Origin of the sequence: Pseudactinotalea sp. (genome assembly GCF_048594945.1) — a bacterium.
In the GTDB taxonomy this organism is placed as follows: Bacteria; Actinomycetota; Actinomycetes; order Actinomycetales; family Beutenbergiaceae; genus Pseudactinotalea.
On sequence record NZ_JBMDXJ010000529.1, the window covers coordinates 1 to 15,456 of the forward strand.

Sequence of the window (15,456 nt, forward strand, 5' to 3'; positions counted from 1 at the left end):
TCCGAGGGCGTCAACCGCGTCAAGGACGCGACCGGCCTCGGCGTCATGCTGATCACGCACTACACGCGGATCCTGCGCTACATCAAGCCGGACTTCGTGCACGTGTTCGTGGACGGCAAGGTCGCTGAGCAGGGTGGCCCCGAGCTCGCTGAGCAGCTCGAGTCCGAGGGCTACGACCGGTTCCTCGTCAAGGCCTGACATGCTCTCCGCGACCGAGCTGGCGGCGGTCCGGGCGGACTTCCCGCTGCTCGAGCGCACGGTCCGCGACGGCCAGCCGCTCGTCTACCTCGACAGCGGTGCGACCTCGCAGAAGCCGCAGTGCGTCCTGGACGCCGAGCAGGACTTCTACGAGCGTCGCAACGCCGCCGTGCACCGCGGCGCGCACCAGCTCGCCGAGGAGGCCACTGAGGCGTACGAGCAGGCGCGTGCCGCCGTCGCGGGCTTCGTGGGTGTCGACGACGGCGAGATCATCTGGACGAAGAACGCCACCGAGGGTCTCAACCTCGTGGCGTACGCGATCTCGAACGCGACCCTGGGGCGCGGGGGAGCGGCCGCCGAGCGGTTGCGGCTGCGCGAGGGCGACGAGATCGTGGTCACCGAGGCCGAGCACCACGCGAACCTCGTGCCGTGGCAGGAGCTGTGTGCCCGCACGGGCGCGACGTTGCGGTGGCTGGGCCTGACCGATGATGGCCGGATAGACCTCGACACGCTGTCGGTGATCACAGAGCGCACCCGGGTGGTCGCGTTCACGCATATCTCGAACGTGACCGGTGCGGTTAGCCCGGTCGAGCCGATCGTGGCCGCCGCCCGGCGCGTCGGCGCGCTGGTGGTCCTGGATGCGTGCCAGTCGGTGCCGCATCTCCCGGTCGACCTGCGTGCGCTCGGCGTGGACTTCGCGGCGTTCTCGGGCCACAAGATGCTCGGACCGACGGGCGTGGGTGCGCTGTACGGGCGGCGTGAGCTGCTCGAGGCGATGCCCCCGGTGCTGACCGGTGGGTCGATGGTCGAGGTGGTGACGATGGCCGAGACCACGTACATGCCGCCGCCGCAGCGGTTCGAAGCCGGCACGCAGATGGTCGCGCAGACCGTGGGCATGCATGCCGCGGTCGGCTACCTCGCCGAGCTCGGCATGGAGGGTGTCGCCACCCACGAGACGGAGCTCGCGCAGCGCCTTCTCGCCGGGATCGCGGAGCTCCCGGACGTGCGGGTGCTCGGCCCTTCGGATACCGCAAACCGCATCGCGACCGTGGCGTTCGCCGTGGACGACGTCCACCCGCACGACGTGGGCCAGTACCTCGACGACGCCGGGATCGCCGTGCGGGTCGGCCACCACTGCGCGCAGCCGCTGCACCGCCGCCTGGGCGTCGTGAGCTCGGCGCGCGCGTCCGCCTCGGTGTACACCACGACCGAGGATGTCGACGCGTTTCTCGAGGTGCTCGCGCGGGTCCGCCCGTTCTTCGTGGAGGGCCGTGCATGAGCCCGGGCAGCGGCGCGATGGAGCAGCTCTACCAGCAGCTGATCCTCGACCACGCGCGCGAGCGACACGGCTACGGGCTGCGCGGCGACGTCGCGGCGCCCACTGCCGGGGAGTCGTTCCAGGTCAACCCGACCTGCGGCGACGAGGTGCGGCTGCGGGTGCAGGTGTCCCCGGACGGCACCGCCGTGGCCGATGTCTCGTGGGAGGGGGTCGGCTGCTCGATCTCACAGGCGTCCACGTCGGTGCTGACCGACATGGTCGCCGGCACGCCGCTGGCGGAGGTGACCGAGTTCGCCGACCTGTTCTCCGAGCTCATGCACAGCCGCGGCGCCGGCCTGGGCCCACAGGCCGAGGAACGGCTGGGAGACGCCGCCGCATTCGCCGGCGTCTCGAAGTACCCCGCGCGAGTGAAGTGCGCCATGCTGGGATGGATGGCGCTGCGCGATGCGTTGATCAAGGTGAGCAAGGGAGAATGAGGCCATGAGCGAGAGCACCGAGACCCCCGCCCAGACCGCAGGCGCACCCTCAGCGGTGGCCGACGTCGCCGACATCGAGGAAGCGCTGCGCGACGTCATCGACCCCGAGCTGGGTATCAACGTCGTGGACCTCGGACTGGTCTACGGCGTGCACCTCGAGCCCGACGGTGAGGCAGTCATCGACATGACCCTCACCTCGGCCGCGTGCCCGCTCACCGACGTCATCGAGGACCAGGCCGCTAGCGCCCTCGACGGCATCACCAACGGTCAGCGCATCAACTGGGTGTGGATGCCGCCCTGGGGCCCCGACAAGATCACCGAGGACGGCCGCCAGCAGCTGCGCGCGCTGGGGTTCAACGTCTGAGCTGCCGGACGAGCGGGACTCAGTCGGTCGTCTTCTGGTCCTCGTCGCTGCGCTGACGCAGCACGCGCACGTCGACGGCGGTGCGCACACTGGAGAGCACCTGCTCGAGCGCGAGCCGCATCACCAGGATGAAGAACGCTGCCGGGATCCAGCCGAACAGGATCGCGAGGATGCCGGGCACCGCAGATCCCGGAGAGCTGCCAAACATGGTCTCGCGGGGTGCGCCGAGCTGGAACCCGGCGATGATGATGCCCAGGTACCAGAGCGCCGCGAGCACCATGCCGACGATGTAGACGATCTTCACCAGACCAGGCGTGGCATAGCTGCCGAAGCTGAAGTCGAACGCCGCCTTGATCGGGTTGGCGTCCCTGGGCTGCTGCGGACCACCGCCCCAAGGACCGGGCTGTCCGGGTTGTCCGGGCTGCTGGCCGTAGCCGCCCTGCGGGTAGCCGGTGGACTGCTGCTGGCCCTGCGGACCCCACGGCTGCTGCTGAGGTGCCTGGCTCTGCTGGCCGAAGCCCTGCTGCCCCGGAGCCTGGCCGGGCTGCTGCGCGAACGGGTTGGCCGGCGGCTGCGAGCCGTAGCCGGCCGGTGCCTGCTGCGCCGACTGCGGCTGCTGAGGCTGCGAGGCACCACCGAACCCGGGCGGCGCGAACGGCGACTGGCCCTGCTGCGGCGCCGGAGGGGTCTGCGGTGGTCCCTGCGGCGGCTGACCCTGCTGGGGCGGTTGACCAGCCGGAGACGCGGACCTGTTCGTGGCCTCGACATCCTCCCCGGACGGGGACTGGCGCATGCGGGTCTGAAACTCGTCGGGCTCCGGCGGCACGTTGGTGGTCATGCGTCGATGCTACAGATCGGCACCAGAGGCGAACGTGTCACACGCGCTGGGACCGTTCTCGTAGCCGGTGAGGAACCACTGCTGGCGTGACTCCGAGCTGCCGTGCGTCCACTGCTCAGGGTTGACGCTGCCACCCTGCGAGGACTGGATGTGGTCGTCGCCCACGGTCGCGGCGGCGTCCATCGCACTGGCGAGCTGGTCCTGCGTGAACGGCTCCAGCAGCGTGGTCCCGTCGGCATCCTCGGTGGACTGCGCGTTCTGCGCCCAGGCGCCGGCGAAGCAGTCCGCCTGCAGCTCGAGGCGCACGCCGTCGGACGTCGGTCCGGTGTCGGTCCGGTTGATGCCGTCCATCGTGCCGGAGAGGTTCTGGATGTGGTGACCCCACTCGTGGGCGACCACATACATCTCGGCGAGCGGGCCGCCCTCGGCCCCCAGCTGACCGGTGAGAACCTCGAAGAAGCTGGTGTCCACATAGATGCTCTGGTCGGGCGGGCAGTAGAACGGACCCATGGCGCTCGACGCAGTCCCGCAACCCGTCTGCCAGGTGCCGCTCGCGAGGTACATCTCGGGGGAGACATAGCCGGCGCCGAGCTGCGGCAACGCCGTGTACCAGTAGTCGTCCAAGGACTCGTACGTCAGCGACATGCGGCAGTCGATGTCGGTGTTCGCTTGCTCGCCCGTGCAGGAGCCGACTGTGTCGCCGTCGTCGCCCTGCACACCCGGATCGGTCGCAGGGGCCAGGCCCGTGAGATCGACGCCGAGGAGCTGGCTCAGCAGGAACAGGACCAGAAGGGTGCCGCCTCCGACGGCGACCCCCGTACCCGCGCCGCCGCCACGCCGGACCCGGGACCGCTCGACGCGTGCGTCCTTGTTGAACGTCATGGATCGCAGGGTAGACCCGCGCCGAGCCGAATAACCGGTCGTTCGCTCGCATGACGGTCGCCTAGACTCGTGCCACGTGATCACGGCCAGGGACATCGAGCTGCGCATCGGCGCGCGCCAGCTGCTCCAGGCGAGCACGTTCCGGATCGACTCCGGTATGCGGATCGGCCTCGTGGGTCGCAACGGCGCCGGCAAGACCACGCTCACCAAGGTGCTCGCCGGCGAGGGCCAGGCGAGCGGCGGCACCATCAGCCGCACCGGTTCGGTCGGCTACCTCCCCCAGGACCCCCGCACGGGCGACCTCGACGTGCTGGCACGCGATCGGGTGCTCTCGGCACGCGAGCTCGACGCTGTGATGCGCCGGATCCGGATCGCCGAGCAGGAGATGGCCAGCGAGGACGAGGCCGTGCGCGCCAAGGCGATGGAGCGCTACACCCGGCTCGATGCCGAGTTCACCGCGCAGGGTGGATGGGCCGCGGAGAGCGAGGCTGCCAGGATCACCTCGAACCTCGGCCTCCCGACCCGGGTGCTCGACCAGCCTCTGCGCACCCTGTCCGGCGGTCAGCGCCGCCGAGTGCAGCTCGCGCGCATCCTGTTCAGCGATGCCGAGACCCTGCTGCTCGACGAGCCCACCAACCACCTGGATGCCGACTCGATCGTGTGGCTACGGGACTACCTCAGCAGCTACCACGGCGGCTTCATCGTGATCAGCCACGACACCGACCTGCTCCGGGCGACCGTCAACGCGGTGTTCCACCTCGACGCCAACCGGTCCGAGCTCGATATCTACAACCTCGGCTGGGACGCCTACCTGAGCCAGCGTGAGACCGACGAGCGGCGCCGCAAGCGCGAGCGGGCGAACGCCGAGAAGAAGGCCTCCGCGCTGATGGCGCAGGCCGACAAGATGCGCGCCAAGGCCACCAAGGCGGTCGCCGCTCAGAACATGATTCGGCGCGCCGAGCGCATGCTGTCGGGACTGGAGGGGGAGCGCGCAGTCGACCGCGTGGCCAAGCTGCGGTTCCCGGACCCGGCACCATGCGGACGCACCCCGCTGCAGGCGCGCGGGCTCAGCAAGACCTACGGCTCGCAGGAGGTGTTCACCGACGTCGACCTCGCGATCGACCGCGGCAGCAAGGTCGTGGTGCTCGGACTCAACGGCGCCGGCAAGACCACGCTGCTGCGCATCCTGGGCGGGGTCGAGAAGTCCGACACCGGGGAGATCCTGCCCGGCCACGGTCTCAAGGTCGGCTACTACGCCCAGGAGCACGAGACGCTCGACATGGACCGCACGGTGGTGGAGAACCTCCGCTCCTCGGCGCCGGACCTCACCGACACGCAGGTGCGCGGCGTGCTCGGGTCGTTCCTGTTCTCCGGGGACGATGCCGACAAACCTGCCCGCGTGCTCTCCGGCGGCGAGAAGACCAGGTTGGCCCTCGCCGTCCTCGTGGTCTCCGCGGCGAACGTGTTGCTCCTCGACGAGCCGACCAACAACCTCGACCCGGCCAGCCGGGAAGAGATCCTGGCGGCACTACGCGGCTTCAGCGGCGCCGTCGTGCTCGTGACCCACGACGAGGGAGCGGTCGAGGCGCTCCAGCCCGAACGGGTGCTGCTGCTCCCGGACGGCGACGAAGACCTCTGGAACCCCTCCTACGCCGAGCTGGTGTCCCTGGCCTGAGCAGCCTCGATCTCGGCGTCCTCGATGTCGGCGTCGGAGAGCTTGCGCGGCCGGGGCGCCGGGGCCTCGATGCCTGCGTCGCGGTCCATCGCGGTGCGCTCCCGGCGTGCCAGCACGCCGTACCCGACGAACGCGAGCAAGCCGAACGTCCACCACTGCATCGCGTAGGAGAGGTTCGACCGATAGTTCGGTGAGGGCACCGGGATCGGGCCGGGTGGGTTGGCCGTCGTCGGGCTCTCCGTGGCGACCCAGGCGTAGGAGTCGGTGACGAGGGTGCCCGCGGCCTCCGCACCCGGCGAGGCGGCGTCGAGCACCTGCTCCGGGTTGATGACGAACACGCGCCCGGCCACCTGGTCCCGGCTGCTGGGATCCTCGGCGGGGCGCAGGCGTAGCGTCAGCTCGATCTCACCGGTGGGCAGCTCCAGCCGGTCGCTCGGATCGGTGAAGGCATCGGTCGGGTACCAGCCCCGGTCGACGACGAGCAACCACGACTCACCCGCCGGTCCCTCGACGGCCAGCACGGCGAGCGCGTGATCAGCGGCCTGGTTCTCGATCCCGCGCTGGGGCAGCACCACCGGGTTGCCCACGTAGCGGCCGGTCACCGTGACCGCGCGCCACTCGAGGTCGTCCCCCACCGTGGTGGTGGGGGAGGTGAGCAGATCCGTCAGCGGTACCGGCGGCTGTGTGCTGTTGGCCTCCACGCGCGCGATCGCCTCGGCGCGGTACTCGTGTCGGCTGAACTGCCAGAACCCCAAGGTCACGCACGCGGCCGCGATCACCACCGTGAGCGCGGCGATACCGATCCACCGGCGCGTGCGGAGGAAGGAGAAGTCGCGGCTCATCCGCGCGGCAGCTCGGACGTGGGGATCGTCTCGCGCAGGAACGAGCGGGCGGACAGGAAGTGCTCGAGGTGCTGTCGGTGCGCGTCGCACGCCAGCCAGGTCTTGCGGCGTTCCTCGGTGTGCAGGCGTGGGTTGTTCCACCGCAACGCCCACGCGGCTTGCTGGCGGCAGCCCTTGGAGCTGCAGACGAGGTCGGTCATCGTGGATCGGCCTCCGTAGGGGTGGGCTCGGACGGGAGCGCGCGGTCGTCGATGTAGCTGGTCGGAACGGATCGGCGCTCGGCGCCGGAGTTCGCGAAGATGACGGCGATCAGCGGCAGCACCACCGCGGCCGCGACACAGGCCCAGCGCACCCAGCCGTCAGTGAGGAACGCCGCCACGAAGGCAGCGACCCGGATCCCCATCATGATGAGGTAGTTGCGGCTGCGATCGTGCAGTTGGGCAGTGTGACTGCGCCCCGCCGAGGTGATCGCATGGACTTCCGACACCTGGACCACGATACGCCTGCTGCGAAGCCCGCCTATCCTGGCCAGCGGGCCAGATCCCGTCCCCCCTCGAATCCCCGGAAGGACCACACGTGACCGAGACCGCTGCACCAGGAACGACGCACGAGCCGAGAGTCGTGGTCGTCACCGGAGCCAATCGCGGGATCGGTCGCTCGATCGCGGAGCGATTCGTGGCGGCTGGGGAGAAGGTCGCGACGATCTATCGCAGCGGCGACCTGCCCGCAGGGGTCCTCGGCGCCGTGGCCGACATGCGCGACAGCGCAGCCGTGGACGCCGCGTTCGCCGAGATCGAGGCCGAGCTCGGGCCGGTGCAGGTGCTCGTCGCCAACGCCGGCATCACGAAGGACACGCTGCTGATGCGGATGTCCGACGAGGACTTCGCCGAGGTCCTCGACGTCAACCTCACAGGCACGTTCCGCTGCGTGCGCCGGGTGACCAAGGGCATGGTCCGCGCACGCTACGGTCGGATCGTGCTCATATCCTCGGTCGTGGGCCTGTACGGCTCGCCCGGTCAGGTGAACTACGCGGCCTCCAAGTCCGCGCTCGTGGGCATGGCACGGTCGGTCACCCGCGAGCTCGGCTCGCGCGGCATCACGTGCAACGTGGTCGCTCCGGGCTACATCGACACTGCGATGACCGCGGCGCTGCCGGAGGCCACGCAGGACAAGTACAAGGCCGCCATCCCGGCCGGCCGCTTCGCCCAGCCCGAGGAGGTGGCCGCCGCCGTGGAGTTCGTGGCGTCCGAATCTGCCTCGTACATCAGCGGGGCCGTCATCCCGGTCGACGGCGGCCTCGGCATGGGCCACTGAGACATACGACAACGACAAGAAGGAGACCCGAGTGGGCCTGCTCGAAGGCAAGCGCATCCTCGTCACCGGCGTGCTGGTGGAGAGTTCGTTCGCGTTCCACGTCGCCAAGCTCGCGCAGCAGGAGGGCGCCACGGTGGTGCTCACCAGCTTCGGCAAGGCGCACCGGCTCACACAGGTGATCGCGCGGCGACTGCCGGTGGAAGCGCCGGTGGTGCACCTGGACGTCAACGACGCCGACGACCTCGCCGCGCTCGCCGAGCGCGTCTCCGAGCACGTGGACGGGCTCGACGGCGTGGTCCACTCGATCGGGTTCGCGCCCCAGAGCGTGATGGGTGGCAACTTCCTCGCCGGCGAATGGGACGATGTCGCGGTTGCGCTGCAGACCTCGGCGTACTCGCTCAAGGCGCTCGCAGTGGCGGCGAAGCCGCTGATGAGCACCGGCTCGTCCGTGGTGGGTCTGACGTTCGATGCCCGCTACGCCTGGCCGGTGTACGACTGGATGGGCGTGGCCAAGGCCGCGTTCGAGGCCACCAGCCGCTACCTGGCCCGCGATCTCGGCCCCGACGGCATCCGGTGCAACCTTGTCTCCGCCGGCCCGGTCCGCAGCACCGCGGCCAAGTCGATCCCTGGCTTCGAGACCATGGAGAGCGTCTGGTCCGAGCGGGCGCCGCTCGGCTGGGACGTGAACGACCCGGAGCCGAGCGCACGCGCCGTGGTCGCGCTGCTCAGCGTCTGGTTCCCGGCGACCACGGGCGAGGTCGTGCACGTCGACGGCGGCGTGCACGCGATGGGGCCGTAGCCCGTGGCTGCGCGGCGCCTCACCCAGCTGCGGCACGCGAAGTCCGACCAGGACGGTTCACCCGACCACGGTCGGGTCCTCGCTGCACGGGGTCGGCGCCAGGCGGACGTGGTCGCCGAGCAGCTCGTCGCGAGCGGGCGGCTGCCGCAGGTTGTGCTGTGCTCCAGCGCGCGGCGAACCCGTCAGACGTGGGAACTGGTGGCACAGGCGCTCGGCGGCAGCGACGCCGACGTGCGCTACCTCGACTCGCTCTACCTCGCCGACGTGCAGGACGTGTTGACGGCCGTGCGCGGGACGCCCGAGCACGTGGTGGACGTGCTCGTCGTGGGGCACGAGCCGACGACGTCGGAGGTTGCCTCCCTGCTCGCCGGCCCTGACTCCGACAGGGCTGCGCTGGCACTCGCCCGCGTCGGTGTCCCGACGGCGTCCCTGTCACTCCTGGAGACCGACGTCGCCTGGGCGGACCTCGCTCCCGGCACCGCCACCCTCACCGCCGTCGTCGTCCCGTCTCCGCATTGAACGTGGTTTCAATCGACTTGAGAGCCCTCTCAAGTCGATTGAACCCACGTTCAATGTGGCTGGGGGAGGCGCGGCTAGAGGTGCGCCAGCACCTCGTCGAGGCGGGGGCCGGGGAGTGCGAGGTCGGCCGCCTGGGCGACCACCGGCTTGGCCGCGAACGCGACCCCAAGACCGGCCGCAGCGATCATGTCGAGATCGTTCGCGCCGTCACCGATCGCGATGGTGTCCTGCATCGCGATCCCGACGGCGGAGGCCAGGTCGGCGAGGAATCTCGCCTTGGTGGCTCGATCGACGACCGGGCCGTCGACGCGGCCGGTGAGTGCGCCGTCGGCGGATTCGAGGCGGTTCGCCTGGACCCGGACGATCGGGAGATCGGCGACCAGCGGATCGATGATCTCGTGGAATCCTCCCGAGACGAGCCCGACGGGCCAGCCGCGTGCGGCGAACGTCGTCACCAGCTCGTGGGCACCGGGTGTGAGAGCGATCTGGGCGCGCACCACGTCGAGCGTCTCGACCGGGAGCCCGGCGAGGGTGGCGACTCGTTCGTGCAGTGAGGTGGCGAAGTCGAGGTCCCCCTGCATGGCACGTTCGGTGATCGCGGCGACCTGCTCCTGGCTCCCGGCATACGCCGCAAGGAGGTCGATCTGCTCGGACGTGATGAAGGTGGAGTCGACGTCCATCACCAGCAGACGCCGACGTGCTGTCCCGCTCACGCCTTGCTGATCCTCGTGCCCTTGGTGACCACGGTGATGCCGGAATCGGTGACCGTGAAGCCGCGGGAGCGGTCGAGCTCGGGGTCGACGCCCACGCTCGCGCCCTCCTCGACCACCACGAGCTTGTCGAGGATGGCGCGCTTGACCTGGGCGTGCCGGTGCACCACCACGCCGTCCATCAGCACCGAGCCCTCGACGTCGGCCCAGGAGTTCACGCGCACGTCGGGGGACAGGACCGAGCCGCTGACGTCGCCGCCGGAGACGACCACGCCGGGGGAGATGATCGAGTCGGTCGCGCGGCCCACGCGGTCGCCCACGGCGTGGACGAACTTCGCCGGTGGCAGCCCGGTGTAGCCCGTGTGCACCGGCCAGTCGTCGTTGTAGAGGTTGAACACCGGCTCCACGGCGATGAGGTCCATGTTGGCCTCGTAGAAGGAGTCGAGCGTCCCGACATCGCGCCAGTAGTCGCGATCGCGGTCGGTCGAGCCGGGCACGTCGTTGTGGATGAAGTCGTACAGGCCCGCCTGGCCCTTCTCCACGAAGAACGGCACGATGTCGCCACCCATGTCGTGCTTGGACTCGACGTTCTTGGCGTCCCGCGTGACGGCGTCGAGCATGGCGTCGGCGTTCATCACGTAGTTGCCCATCGAGGCGAGCACCTCCCGCGGCGAGTCCGCGAGCCCCTGCGGGTCCTGCGGCTTCTCGAGGAACTCGGCGATGCGGGTGGGGTCGTCCGGGGCGGCCGCGATGACGCCGAACTGGTCCGCCAACGAGATCGGCTGCCGGATGCCGGCCACGGTCATCTCGGCGCCGGAGTCGATGTGCGCGGCGACCATCTGGGAGAAGTCCATCCGGTACACGTGGTCGGCGCCCACCACCACCACGATGTCGGGCCGTTCGTCATCGAGCAGGTTGAGGGACTGGTAGATCGCGTCGGCCGAGCCCAGGAACCAGTTCTTCCCGACTCGCTGCTGGGCCGGCACCGGGGCAACGTAGTTGCCGAGCATGCGGGACATCTGCCACGTCTTGGCGATGTGCCGGTCCATCGAGTGCGACTTGTACTGCGTGAGCACCACGACACGGAGGTAGCCGGCGTTCACCACGTTCGAGAGCGCGAAATCGACCAGGCGATAGATGCCACCGAACGGCACGGCTGGTTTCGCGCGAACCTCTGTCAGCGGCATCAGCCGCTTCCCTTCGCCACCTGCGAGCACGATCGCCAGAACACGTGGTGCAGCCATAGCGGTCACCCTAGGCTGCACGAAGGGCCCAGGGCCACCGAAACGGTGAACCGAACACTGAAGGAACATGAATGCGCGTCGACCTGCTGACCAGGGAGTACCCACCGCACGTCTATGGTGGCGCCGGCGTGCACGTGACGGAGCTTGCGCGCGTGCTGCGGACGCATGCGGACGTGCGTGTGCGGTGCTTCGAGGGCCCGCGTGAGGGTGCCGAGGAGGGCGTGACCGGGTACGCCGACCCGGTGGGACTGAGTGAGGCGAATGCGGCGCTCCGCACGCTCGGTGTGGACCTGGAGATGGCCGCTGACGTGGCCGGTGCGGACGTGCTGCACTCGCACACCTGGTACGCCAACATGGCGGGCCACCTGGGGGGTCTGCTCAACGACGTGCCGCACATCGTCAGCGCGCACAGCCTGGAGCCGCTGCGGCCGTGGAAGGCCGAGCAGCTGGGCGGCGGTTACGCGATCTCCTCCTGGGCCGAGAAGACCGCCTACGAGGGTGCGGCGCGCGTGATCGCGGTCAGCGCCGGGATGCGGGAGGACATCCTGCGCTCCTACCCGAGCCTCGACCCCGACGACGTGGTGGTGGTGCACAACGGCATCGACCTCAACGGCTGGAAGCGCCCGGGTGAGGAGGTGGTGGAGCAGGTCGCGCAGCAGTTCGGCCTGGACCGCAGCCGGCCCACAGTGATCTTCGTCGGGCGGATCACGCGCCAGAAGGGGTTGCCGTACCTGCTGCGCGCAGTGCAGCAGCTCCCTCCCGACGTGCAGCTCGTCATGTGCGCCGGCGCGCCCGACACCCCGGAGATCGCCACCGAGGTCTCGACGGCGTTCCTCGGGTTGCGTGAGCAGCGCACCGGGGTGATCTGGATCGAGGAGATGCTGCCGCGTGAGCAGCTGACGGCGTTGCTCGCCGCCTCGACGGCGTTCGTGTGCCCCAGCGTGTACGAGCCGTTGGGCATCGTGAACCTCGAGGCGATGGCGGTCGGGCTCCCGGTCGTGGCGTCGGCGACCGGAGGGATTCCGGAAGTCGTCGACGACGGTGTCACCGGCACCCTGGTGCCGATCGAGCAGGCGAGCGACGGCACGGGGACCCCGGTGCACCCAGACACCTACGTGGCCGATCTCGCCGCCGCACTGGTGGACATGGTCTCGGACCCCGAACGCGCCGCTCGGATGGGCGAAGCCGGCCGCCGGCGCGCCGCCGAGCACTTCTCGTGGGAGTCGATCGCCGAGCGCACGCTCGAGGTCTACCGCGGCGTCCTCGCCTGACACCCCCAGCCACCCCGCCGCTGAAGTTCCGCCGTGAGGAGTCGTAGGCTCGGCAGGAGATCCTGCGCGGTCAGGCTCAGGAGCGATTGCGGGAGGTTGGTGCTGTGCGCGGCGTTCGGCAGTCGCGGGCGATCCTCGATCTTGCCGACGGGTTCGCAGCCAACCCCGCCGAGAGTCGCATGCGCTGGGTCGCACTGAGGTACGGACTGCCGGTCCCGTTGTGCCAATACGAGCTGTGGGTCGACGGCCAGCAGTACTTCACCGACAACCTGTGGATCGTGGACGGGCCTGATGGTCCCCGCCCGGTGGTCGCGGAGTTCGATGGCGCACTGAAGTACTGCGGTGCCGAGGGTGCGGCGGCGGTCGTGCGAGAGAAGAAGCGCGAGGATGCGATCCGCCGTCGGCACCGAGCCGAGTTCGCACGGTTGACCTGGCCCACGCTGCAGCGGCCCGACGCGGCGTTCCGCGAGATGCTGGAGGCGTTTCCGCCGGGAACCGTGCCCGTGCTCCAGCCACGCCCGGAACTCGAGCCGCGCCGCCCGCGCCGTGGCGCCCGCACGAGATCGTAGATCCGTGCCGAACTCGTATGTCTCGATCTACGAGTTCGACGCGAATCTACGACCTCGACGGCGTGGGGTTGGGCGGCCTGCGTCAGGGGGTGCTGAACGTGCTCGCCGCCTGCATGGCGTGGCGCGAGGCGGAAGCGACGTGGCGCAGCGCCGCCTGGCGCTGGTCGGCGGCGAAGAGGGTGACGGCGGCGCCGTCGTCGGCCATCGCGAGCTCGGCGATCGCCTCCAGCCGTGCGGCGCGCACCAGAAGGTCGCTGCGGCGGGGGTCCAGGTCGGGCGGAAGCTGGTCGGAGATCTCGGGCGGCACGCTCGACGAGGCGAGCTCGGCGATCTCCTCGGCAGCATCGGGACGCCACCGTGCCACGTCCATCGCCTCGAGCGCATCGACGGCGATCACCAGTGCCTCGGCGAGCATGCGACGCGCCTCGCCCAGCGAGGCGGGCGCGATCGATGCCCGCGCGTGGTGCAGCCGCCAGCGCACCATCGCGCCGGGTTCCAGGGCGGACCCGAAGGCGACCACATCCGGCACGGCGACGAGCGCACCTGCGCTCGCTCCGCCGTCGACCACCACGCACTCACCGGCGTCCATGGCGGCGACGCCGACAGGGCCGGAGAGTCCGACGGGCTCGTGCGGCACAGGCAGCGCGCCGAACGTGACACTGCCGGTGCGGCGGTGCAGCGAGAGCCGATCGAGGAGGGCGGCGAGCGGGGCGTCGTCCTCGGTGCGGTGCGGCTCGTCGGTGCCGGTGATCGCCTGGACCGCGTCCGACAGCCAGGAGTCGCCCTCGTCTGCGCAGCCGACCCACAGGGCCGCCACGACACTCCGAGGCAGGGACACGCTCACCGCGTCCCAGGGTAGTGCCGAGACCGGCTAGTTTTGATACCCATGGGAGACGTTCTGGAGCTGTCCGAGGTGACCGTTCGCCGAGGCAAGACGGTGATTCTCGACAAGGTCTCCTGGTCGGTCTCCGAAGGGGAGCGGTGGGTAGTGCTCGGCGCTAATGGCGCCGGCAAGACCACGCTGATGCAGATCGCATCCGCACGCATGCACCCGACCTCAGGCACGGCCGACATCCTCGGCGAGCGCATGGGCAAGGTCGACGTGTTCGAGCTGCGGCCGCGGATCGGCCTCGCGAGCGCGGCGCTGGCCGACCGAATCCCAGGCGGCGAGGTCGTGCTCGACGTGGTGCTGACCGCCTCGTACGGCGTGACCGGGCGCTGGCGTGAAGGCTACGACCCGATGGATGTGGCGAGGGCCAAGGACTTGCTTGCGGCGTTCGGGGTCGAGAGGTTCGCCGACCGGTTCTTCGGGACGCTGTCGGAGGGGGAGCGCAAGCGGGTCCAGATCGCGCGGGCGCTTATGACCGACCCCGAGCTGCTGATCCTCGACGAGCCTGCCGCCGGGCTCGATCTGGGTGGCCGGGAGGAGCTCGTGAGCGCTCTGTCGGAGCTGGCGAACTACCCCCTGGCACCCGTGCTGGTGCTGATCACGCACCATGTCGAGGAGGTGCCGCCGGGCTTCACGGATGCCCTGCTCATGCGCGAGGGCGGCGTGGTCGCGGCCGGAGAGCTGGACCGGGTGATGACGCCCCAGAATCTGTCAGCGACGTTCGGCCTCGACCTGCTCGTCTCACGCCACGACGGCCGTTTTTCCGCCCGCGCGATGACTCGCCGGCGACTTTAGGGTTTCTTTACCTCGGTTCGACGATTAGACTGTGTGTCTGGACGCGACGACGGGAGATCCTCATGGGCTGGTTGTGGTGGTTTGGCCTGGCATTGGTGCTGGGTGTCATCGAGCTCCTGACCGTCGACCTGATGTTCCTCATGCTGGCCGGTGGCGCAGCCGCAGGCGGGCTCGCGGGCGCGCTCGGTGCGCCGTTCTGGCTCCAGATCGTGATCGCCGTGGTCGTGGCGGTACTGCTGCTGGTGCTCGTGCGCCCCATGGCGGTCGACAAGCTTCGCAAGAGCACACCGGAAGCGGTCACGAACGTGCGGGCGCACGTGGGCCGCACGGCCACCGTGATCAGCGATGTCACCGAGCGCTCCGGGCGCGTCAAGCTGGAGGGCGAGGTGTGGTCGGCCCGTACCGAGTCGCCTGGCCAGATGCTCGCGGCCGGCACCACGGTGCTCGTGATGAAGATCGACGGCGCGACCGCCGTGGTCGCCCCGCAGATCCAAGACATGCCGCACCAGCCATACGGCCAGCCCGGACCCGGGTACTGAGCCGCTACACGCACCTGAGCACGAGCGAGAGAACGAGAGAGAGCATTTCGTGGACGGAACTCAAGTCATCGGCCTTCTGGTCCTCGTCCTGGTGGCCATCTTCGCCGTCGTCGCCATCAGGCGCGCGGTGCGGATCGTGCCGCAGGCGGTGGCCTTGATCGTGGAGCGGCTGGGTCGCTACCAGACCACGCTGTATGCCGGTCTGCACTTCCTGATCCCGTTCATCGACCGGGTCCGCGCGGGCGTCGACCTG

20 protein-coding genes and 1 pseudogene are annotated in these 15,456 nt (G+C 69.9%); 13 read left to right on the forward strand and 8 right to left on the reverse strand.

Translation table 11 applies throughout. The features are described from left to right. The 4 genes and pseudogenes from sufC to ACOJSN_RS24095 all read left to right on the forward strand — a co-directional run. A pseudogene (gene sufC, locus ACOJSN_RS24080) lies at window positions 1-198 on the forward strand (Fe-S cluster assembly ATPase SufC); the annotation flags it as partial. 1 nt (window position 199) lies between these two features. After that, on the forward strand, window positions 200-1,477 hold the full coding sequence (locus ACOJSN_RS24085; protein WP_420115021.1) for a cysteine desulfurase: 1,278 nt from the start codon (window positions 200-202) through the stop codon (window positions 1,475-1,477). Next, window positions 1,474-1,953, forward strand: coding sequence for a Fe-S cluster assembly sulfur transfer protein SufU (sufU, locus tag ACOJSN_RS24090; RefSeq protein ID WP_420115022.1), 480 nt, complete (start codon window positions 1,474-1,476; stop codon window positions 1,951-1,953). The genes ACOJSN_RS24085 and sufU overlap by 4 nt, the downstream gene beginning before the upstream one ends. A 4-nt stretch (window positions 1,954-1,957) precedes the next feature. After that, window positions 1,958-2,317 (forward strand): metal-sulfur cluster assembly factor, encoded by a 360-nt coding sequence (locus tag ACOJSN_RS24095; RefSeq protein WP_420115023.1) that lies wholly within the window; start codon window positions 1,958-1,960, stop codon window positions 2,315-2,317. A 19-nt stretch (window positions 2,318-2,336) separates the two neighbouring features. On the opposite strand, the gene ACOJSN_RS24100 is transcribed toward ACOJSN_RS24095, so the two are convergent. Then, window positions 2,337-3,155, reverse strand: coding sequence for a DUF4282 domain-containing protein (locus ACOJSN_RS24100; protein ID WP_420115024.1), 819 nt, complete (start codon window positions 3,153-3,155; stop codon window positions 2,337-2,339). Between the two features lie 9 nt (window positions 3,156-3,164). Then, a complete protein-coding gene (locus ACOJSN_RS24105; protein WP_420115025.1) occupies window positions 3,165-4,037 on the reverse strand; it encodes a neutral zinc metallopeptidase in 873 nt (290 codons plus the stop codon). A 76-nt stretch (window positions 4,038-4,113) separates the two neighbouring features. Here ACOJSN_RS24105 and ACOJSN_RS24110 point away from each other — a divergent pair, with 76 nt between their 5' ends. Then, a complete protein-coding gene (locus tag ACOJSN_RS24110) occupies window positions 4,114-5,712 on the forward strand; it encodes an ABC-F family ATP-binding cassette domain-containing protein (protein WP_420115026.1) in 1,599 nt (532 codons plus the stop codon). Here ACOJSN_RS24110 and ACOJSN_RS24115 read toward each other — a convergent pair. Genes ACOJSN_RS24115 through ACOJSN_RS24125 form a run of 3 tightly spaced genes read right to left on the reverse strand, consistent with a single transcriptional unit; the run spans window position 5,685 to window position 7,041 of the window. After that, on the reverse strand, window positions 5,685-6,554 hold the full coding sequence (locus tag ACOJSN_RS24115) for an SURF1 family protein (protein WP_420115027.1): 870 nt from the start codon (window positions 6,552-6,554) through the stop codon (window positions 5,685-5,687). The two genes, ACOJSN_RS24110 and ACOJSN_RS24115, sit on opposite strands and share 28 nt — an antisense overlap. Next, window positions 6,551-6,754 (reverse strand): hypothetical protein, encoded by a 204-nt coding sequence (locus ACOJSN_RS24120; protein WP_420115028.1) that lies wholly within the window; start codon window positions 6,752-6,754, stop codon window positions 6,551-6,553. The genes ACOJSN_RS24115 and ACOJSN_RS24120 overlap by 4 nt, the downstream gene beginning before the upstream one ends. Then, window positions 6,751-7,041, reverse strand: coding sequence for a DUF3099 domain-containing protein (locus ACOJSN_RS24125; RefSeq protein WP_420115029.1), 291 nt, complete (start codon window positions 7,039-7,041; stop codon window positions 6,751-6,753). The genes ACOJSN_RS24120 and ACOJSN_RS24125 overlap by 4 nt, the downstream gene beginning before the upstream one ends. 89 nt (window positions 7,042-7,130) lie before the next feature. Between ACOJSN_RS24125 and ACOJSN_RS24130 the strand changes: the two genes are divergently transcribed. Genes ACOJSN_RS24130 through ACOJSN_RS24140 form a run of 3 tightly spaced genes read left to right on the forward strand, consistent with a single transcriptional unit; the run spans window position 7,131 to window position 9,186 of the window. After that, the gene (locus ACOJSN_RS24130; RefSeq protein ID WP_420115030.1) at window positions 7,131-7,868 is read left to right on the forward strand and encodes a beta-ketoacyl-ACP reductase; all 738 of its coding nucleotides are present in this window, start codon (window positions 7,131-7,133) and stop codon (window positions 7,866-7,868) included. A gap of 31 nt (window positions 7,869-7,899) precedes the next feature. Continuing rightward, a complete protein-coding gene (gene fabI, locus ACOJSN_RS24135) occupies window positions 7,900-8,667 on the forward strand; it encodes an enoyl-ACP reductase FabI (protein ID WP_420115031.1) in 768 nt (255 codons plus the stop codon). Window positions 8,668-8,670: 3 nt separating this feature from the next. Beyond that, complete coding sequence (locus tag ACOJSN_RS24140; protein ID WP_420115032.1) at window positions 8,671-9,186, forward strand: SixA phosphatase family protein; 516 nt, start codon at window positions 8,671-8,673, stop codon at window positions 9,184-9,186. A 74-nt stretch (window positions 9,187-9,260) separates the two neighbouring features. On the opposite strand, the gene serB is transcribed toward ACOJSN_RS24140, so the two are convergent. Continuing rightward, the gene (serB, locus tag ACOJSN_RS24145; protein WP_420115033.1) at window positions 9,261-9,899 is read right to left on the reverse strand and encodes a phosphoserine phosphatase SerB; all 639 of its coding nucleotides are present in this window, start codon (window positions 9,897-9,899) and stop codon (window positions 9,261-9,263) included. Continuing rightward, entirely contained in the window at window positions 9,896-11,140 is a 1,245-nt protein-coding gene (gene glgC, locus ACOJSN_RS24150; protein ID WP_420115034.1) for a glucose-1-phosphate adenylyltransferase, read from the reverse strand. Before glgC ends, serB begins: the two co-directional genes overlap by 4 nt. A 71-nt stretch (window positions 11,141-11,211) precedes the next feature. Between glgC and glgA the strand changes: the two genes are divergently transcribed. After that, on the forward strand, window positions 11,212-12,411 hold the full coding sequence (gene glgA, locus ACOJSN_RS24155) for a glycogen synthase (RefSeq protein WP_420115035.1): 1,200 nt from the start codon (window positions 11,212-11,214) through the stop codon (window positions 12,409-12,411). A 104-nt stretch (window positions 12,412-12,515) separates the two neighbouring features. Further along, window positions 12,516-12,980 carry a hypothetical protein gene (locus ACOJSN_RS24160; RefSeq protein WP_420115036.1) on the forward strand — a complete coding sequence of 155 codons (465 nt, stop codon included), beginning with the start codon at window positions 12,516-12,518 and terminating at the stop codon, window positions 12,978-12,980. Window positions 12,981-13,062: 82 nt separating this feature from the next. Here the strand turns inward: ACOJSN_RS24160 and ACOJSN_RS24165 are convergent, their stop codons facing one another. Then, entirely contained in the window at window positions 13,063-13,824 is a 762-nt protein-coding gene (locus ACOJSN_RS24165; RefSeq protein ID WP_420115037.1) for a hypothetical protein, read from the reverse strand. Window positions 13,825-13,866: 42 nt separating this feature from the next. On the opposite strand from ACOJSN_RS24165, the gene ACOJSN_RS24170 reads away from it, so the two are divergent. The 3 genes from ACOJSN_RS24170 to ACOJSN_RS24180 all read left to right on the forward strand — a co-directional run. Then, the gene (locus tag ACOJSN_RS24170; protein ID WP_420115038.1) at window positions 13,867-14,664 is read left to right on the forward strand and encodes an ABC transporter ATP-binding protein; all 798 of its coding nucleotides are present in this window, start codon (window positions 13,867-13,869) and stop codon (window positions 14,662-14,664) included. 62 nt (window positions 14,665-14,726) lie between these two features. Beyond that, on the forward strand, window positions 14,727-15,203 hold the full coding sequence (locus tag ACOJSN_RS24175) for an NfeD family protein (RefSeq protein WP_420115039.1): 477 nt from the start codon (window positions 14,727-14,729) through the stop codon (window positions 15,201-15,203). Window positions 15,204-15,252: 49 nt separating this feature from the next. Further along, on the forward strand, window positions 15,253-15,456 hold a 204-nt coding region (locus ACOJSN_RS24180), incomplete at its 3' end, for an SPFH domain-containing protein (RefSeq protein WP_420115040.1).

Bases quoted from the DNA above. Each gene is read 5' to 3' on its own strand.
- ACOJSN_RS24085 (WP_420115021.1), top strand. From the start codon at position 200: ATGCTCTCCGCGACCGAGCTGGCGGCGGTCCGGGCGGACTTCCCGCTG.
- sufU (WP_420115022.1), top strand. From the start codon at position 1,474: ATGAGCCCGGGCAGCGGCGCGATGGAGCAGCTCTACCAGCAGCTGATC.
- ACOJSN_RS24095 (WP_420115023.1), top strand. From the start codon at position 1,958: ATGAGCGAGAGCACCGAGACCCCCGCCCAGACCGCAGGCGCACCCTCA.
- ACOJSN_RS24100 (WP_420115024.1), bottom strand. From the start codon at position 3,155: ATGACCACCAACGTGCCGCCGGAGCCCGACGAGTTTCAGACCCGCATG.
- ACOJSN_RS24105 (WP_420115025.1), bottom strand. From the start codon at position 4,037: ATGACGTTCAACAAGGACGCACGCGTCGAGCGGTCCCGGGTCCGGCGT.
- ACOJSN_RS24115 (WP_420115027.1), bottom strand. From the start codon at position 6,554: ATGAGCCGCGACTTCTCCTTCCTCCGCACGCGCCGGTGGATCGGTATC.
- ACOJSN_RS24120 (WP_420115028.1), bottom strand. From the start codon at position 6,754: ATGACCGACCTCGTCTGCAGCTCCAAGGGCTGCCGCCAGCAAGCCGCG.
- glgC (WP_420115034.1), bottom strand. From the start codon at position 11,140: ATGGCTGCACCACGTGTTCTGGCGATCGTGCTCGCAGGTGGCGAAGGG.
- glgA (WP_420115035.1), top strand. From the start codon at position 11,212: ATGCGCGTCGACCTGCTGACCAGGGAGTACCCACCGCACGTCTATGGT.
- ACOJSN_RS24170 (WP_420115038.1), top strand. From the start codon at position 13,867: ATGGGAGACGTTCTGGAGCTGTCCGAGGTGACCGTTCGCCGAGGCAAG.
- ACOJSN_RS24175 (WP_420115039.1), top strand. From the start codon at position 14,727: ATGGGCTGGTTGTGGTGGTTTGGCCTGGCATTGGTGCTGGGTGTCATC.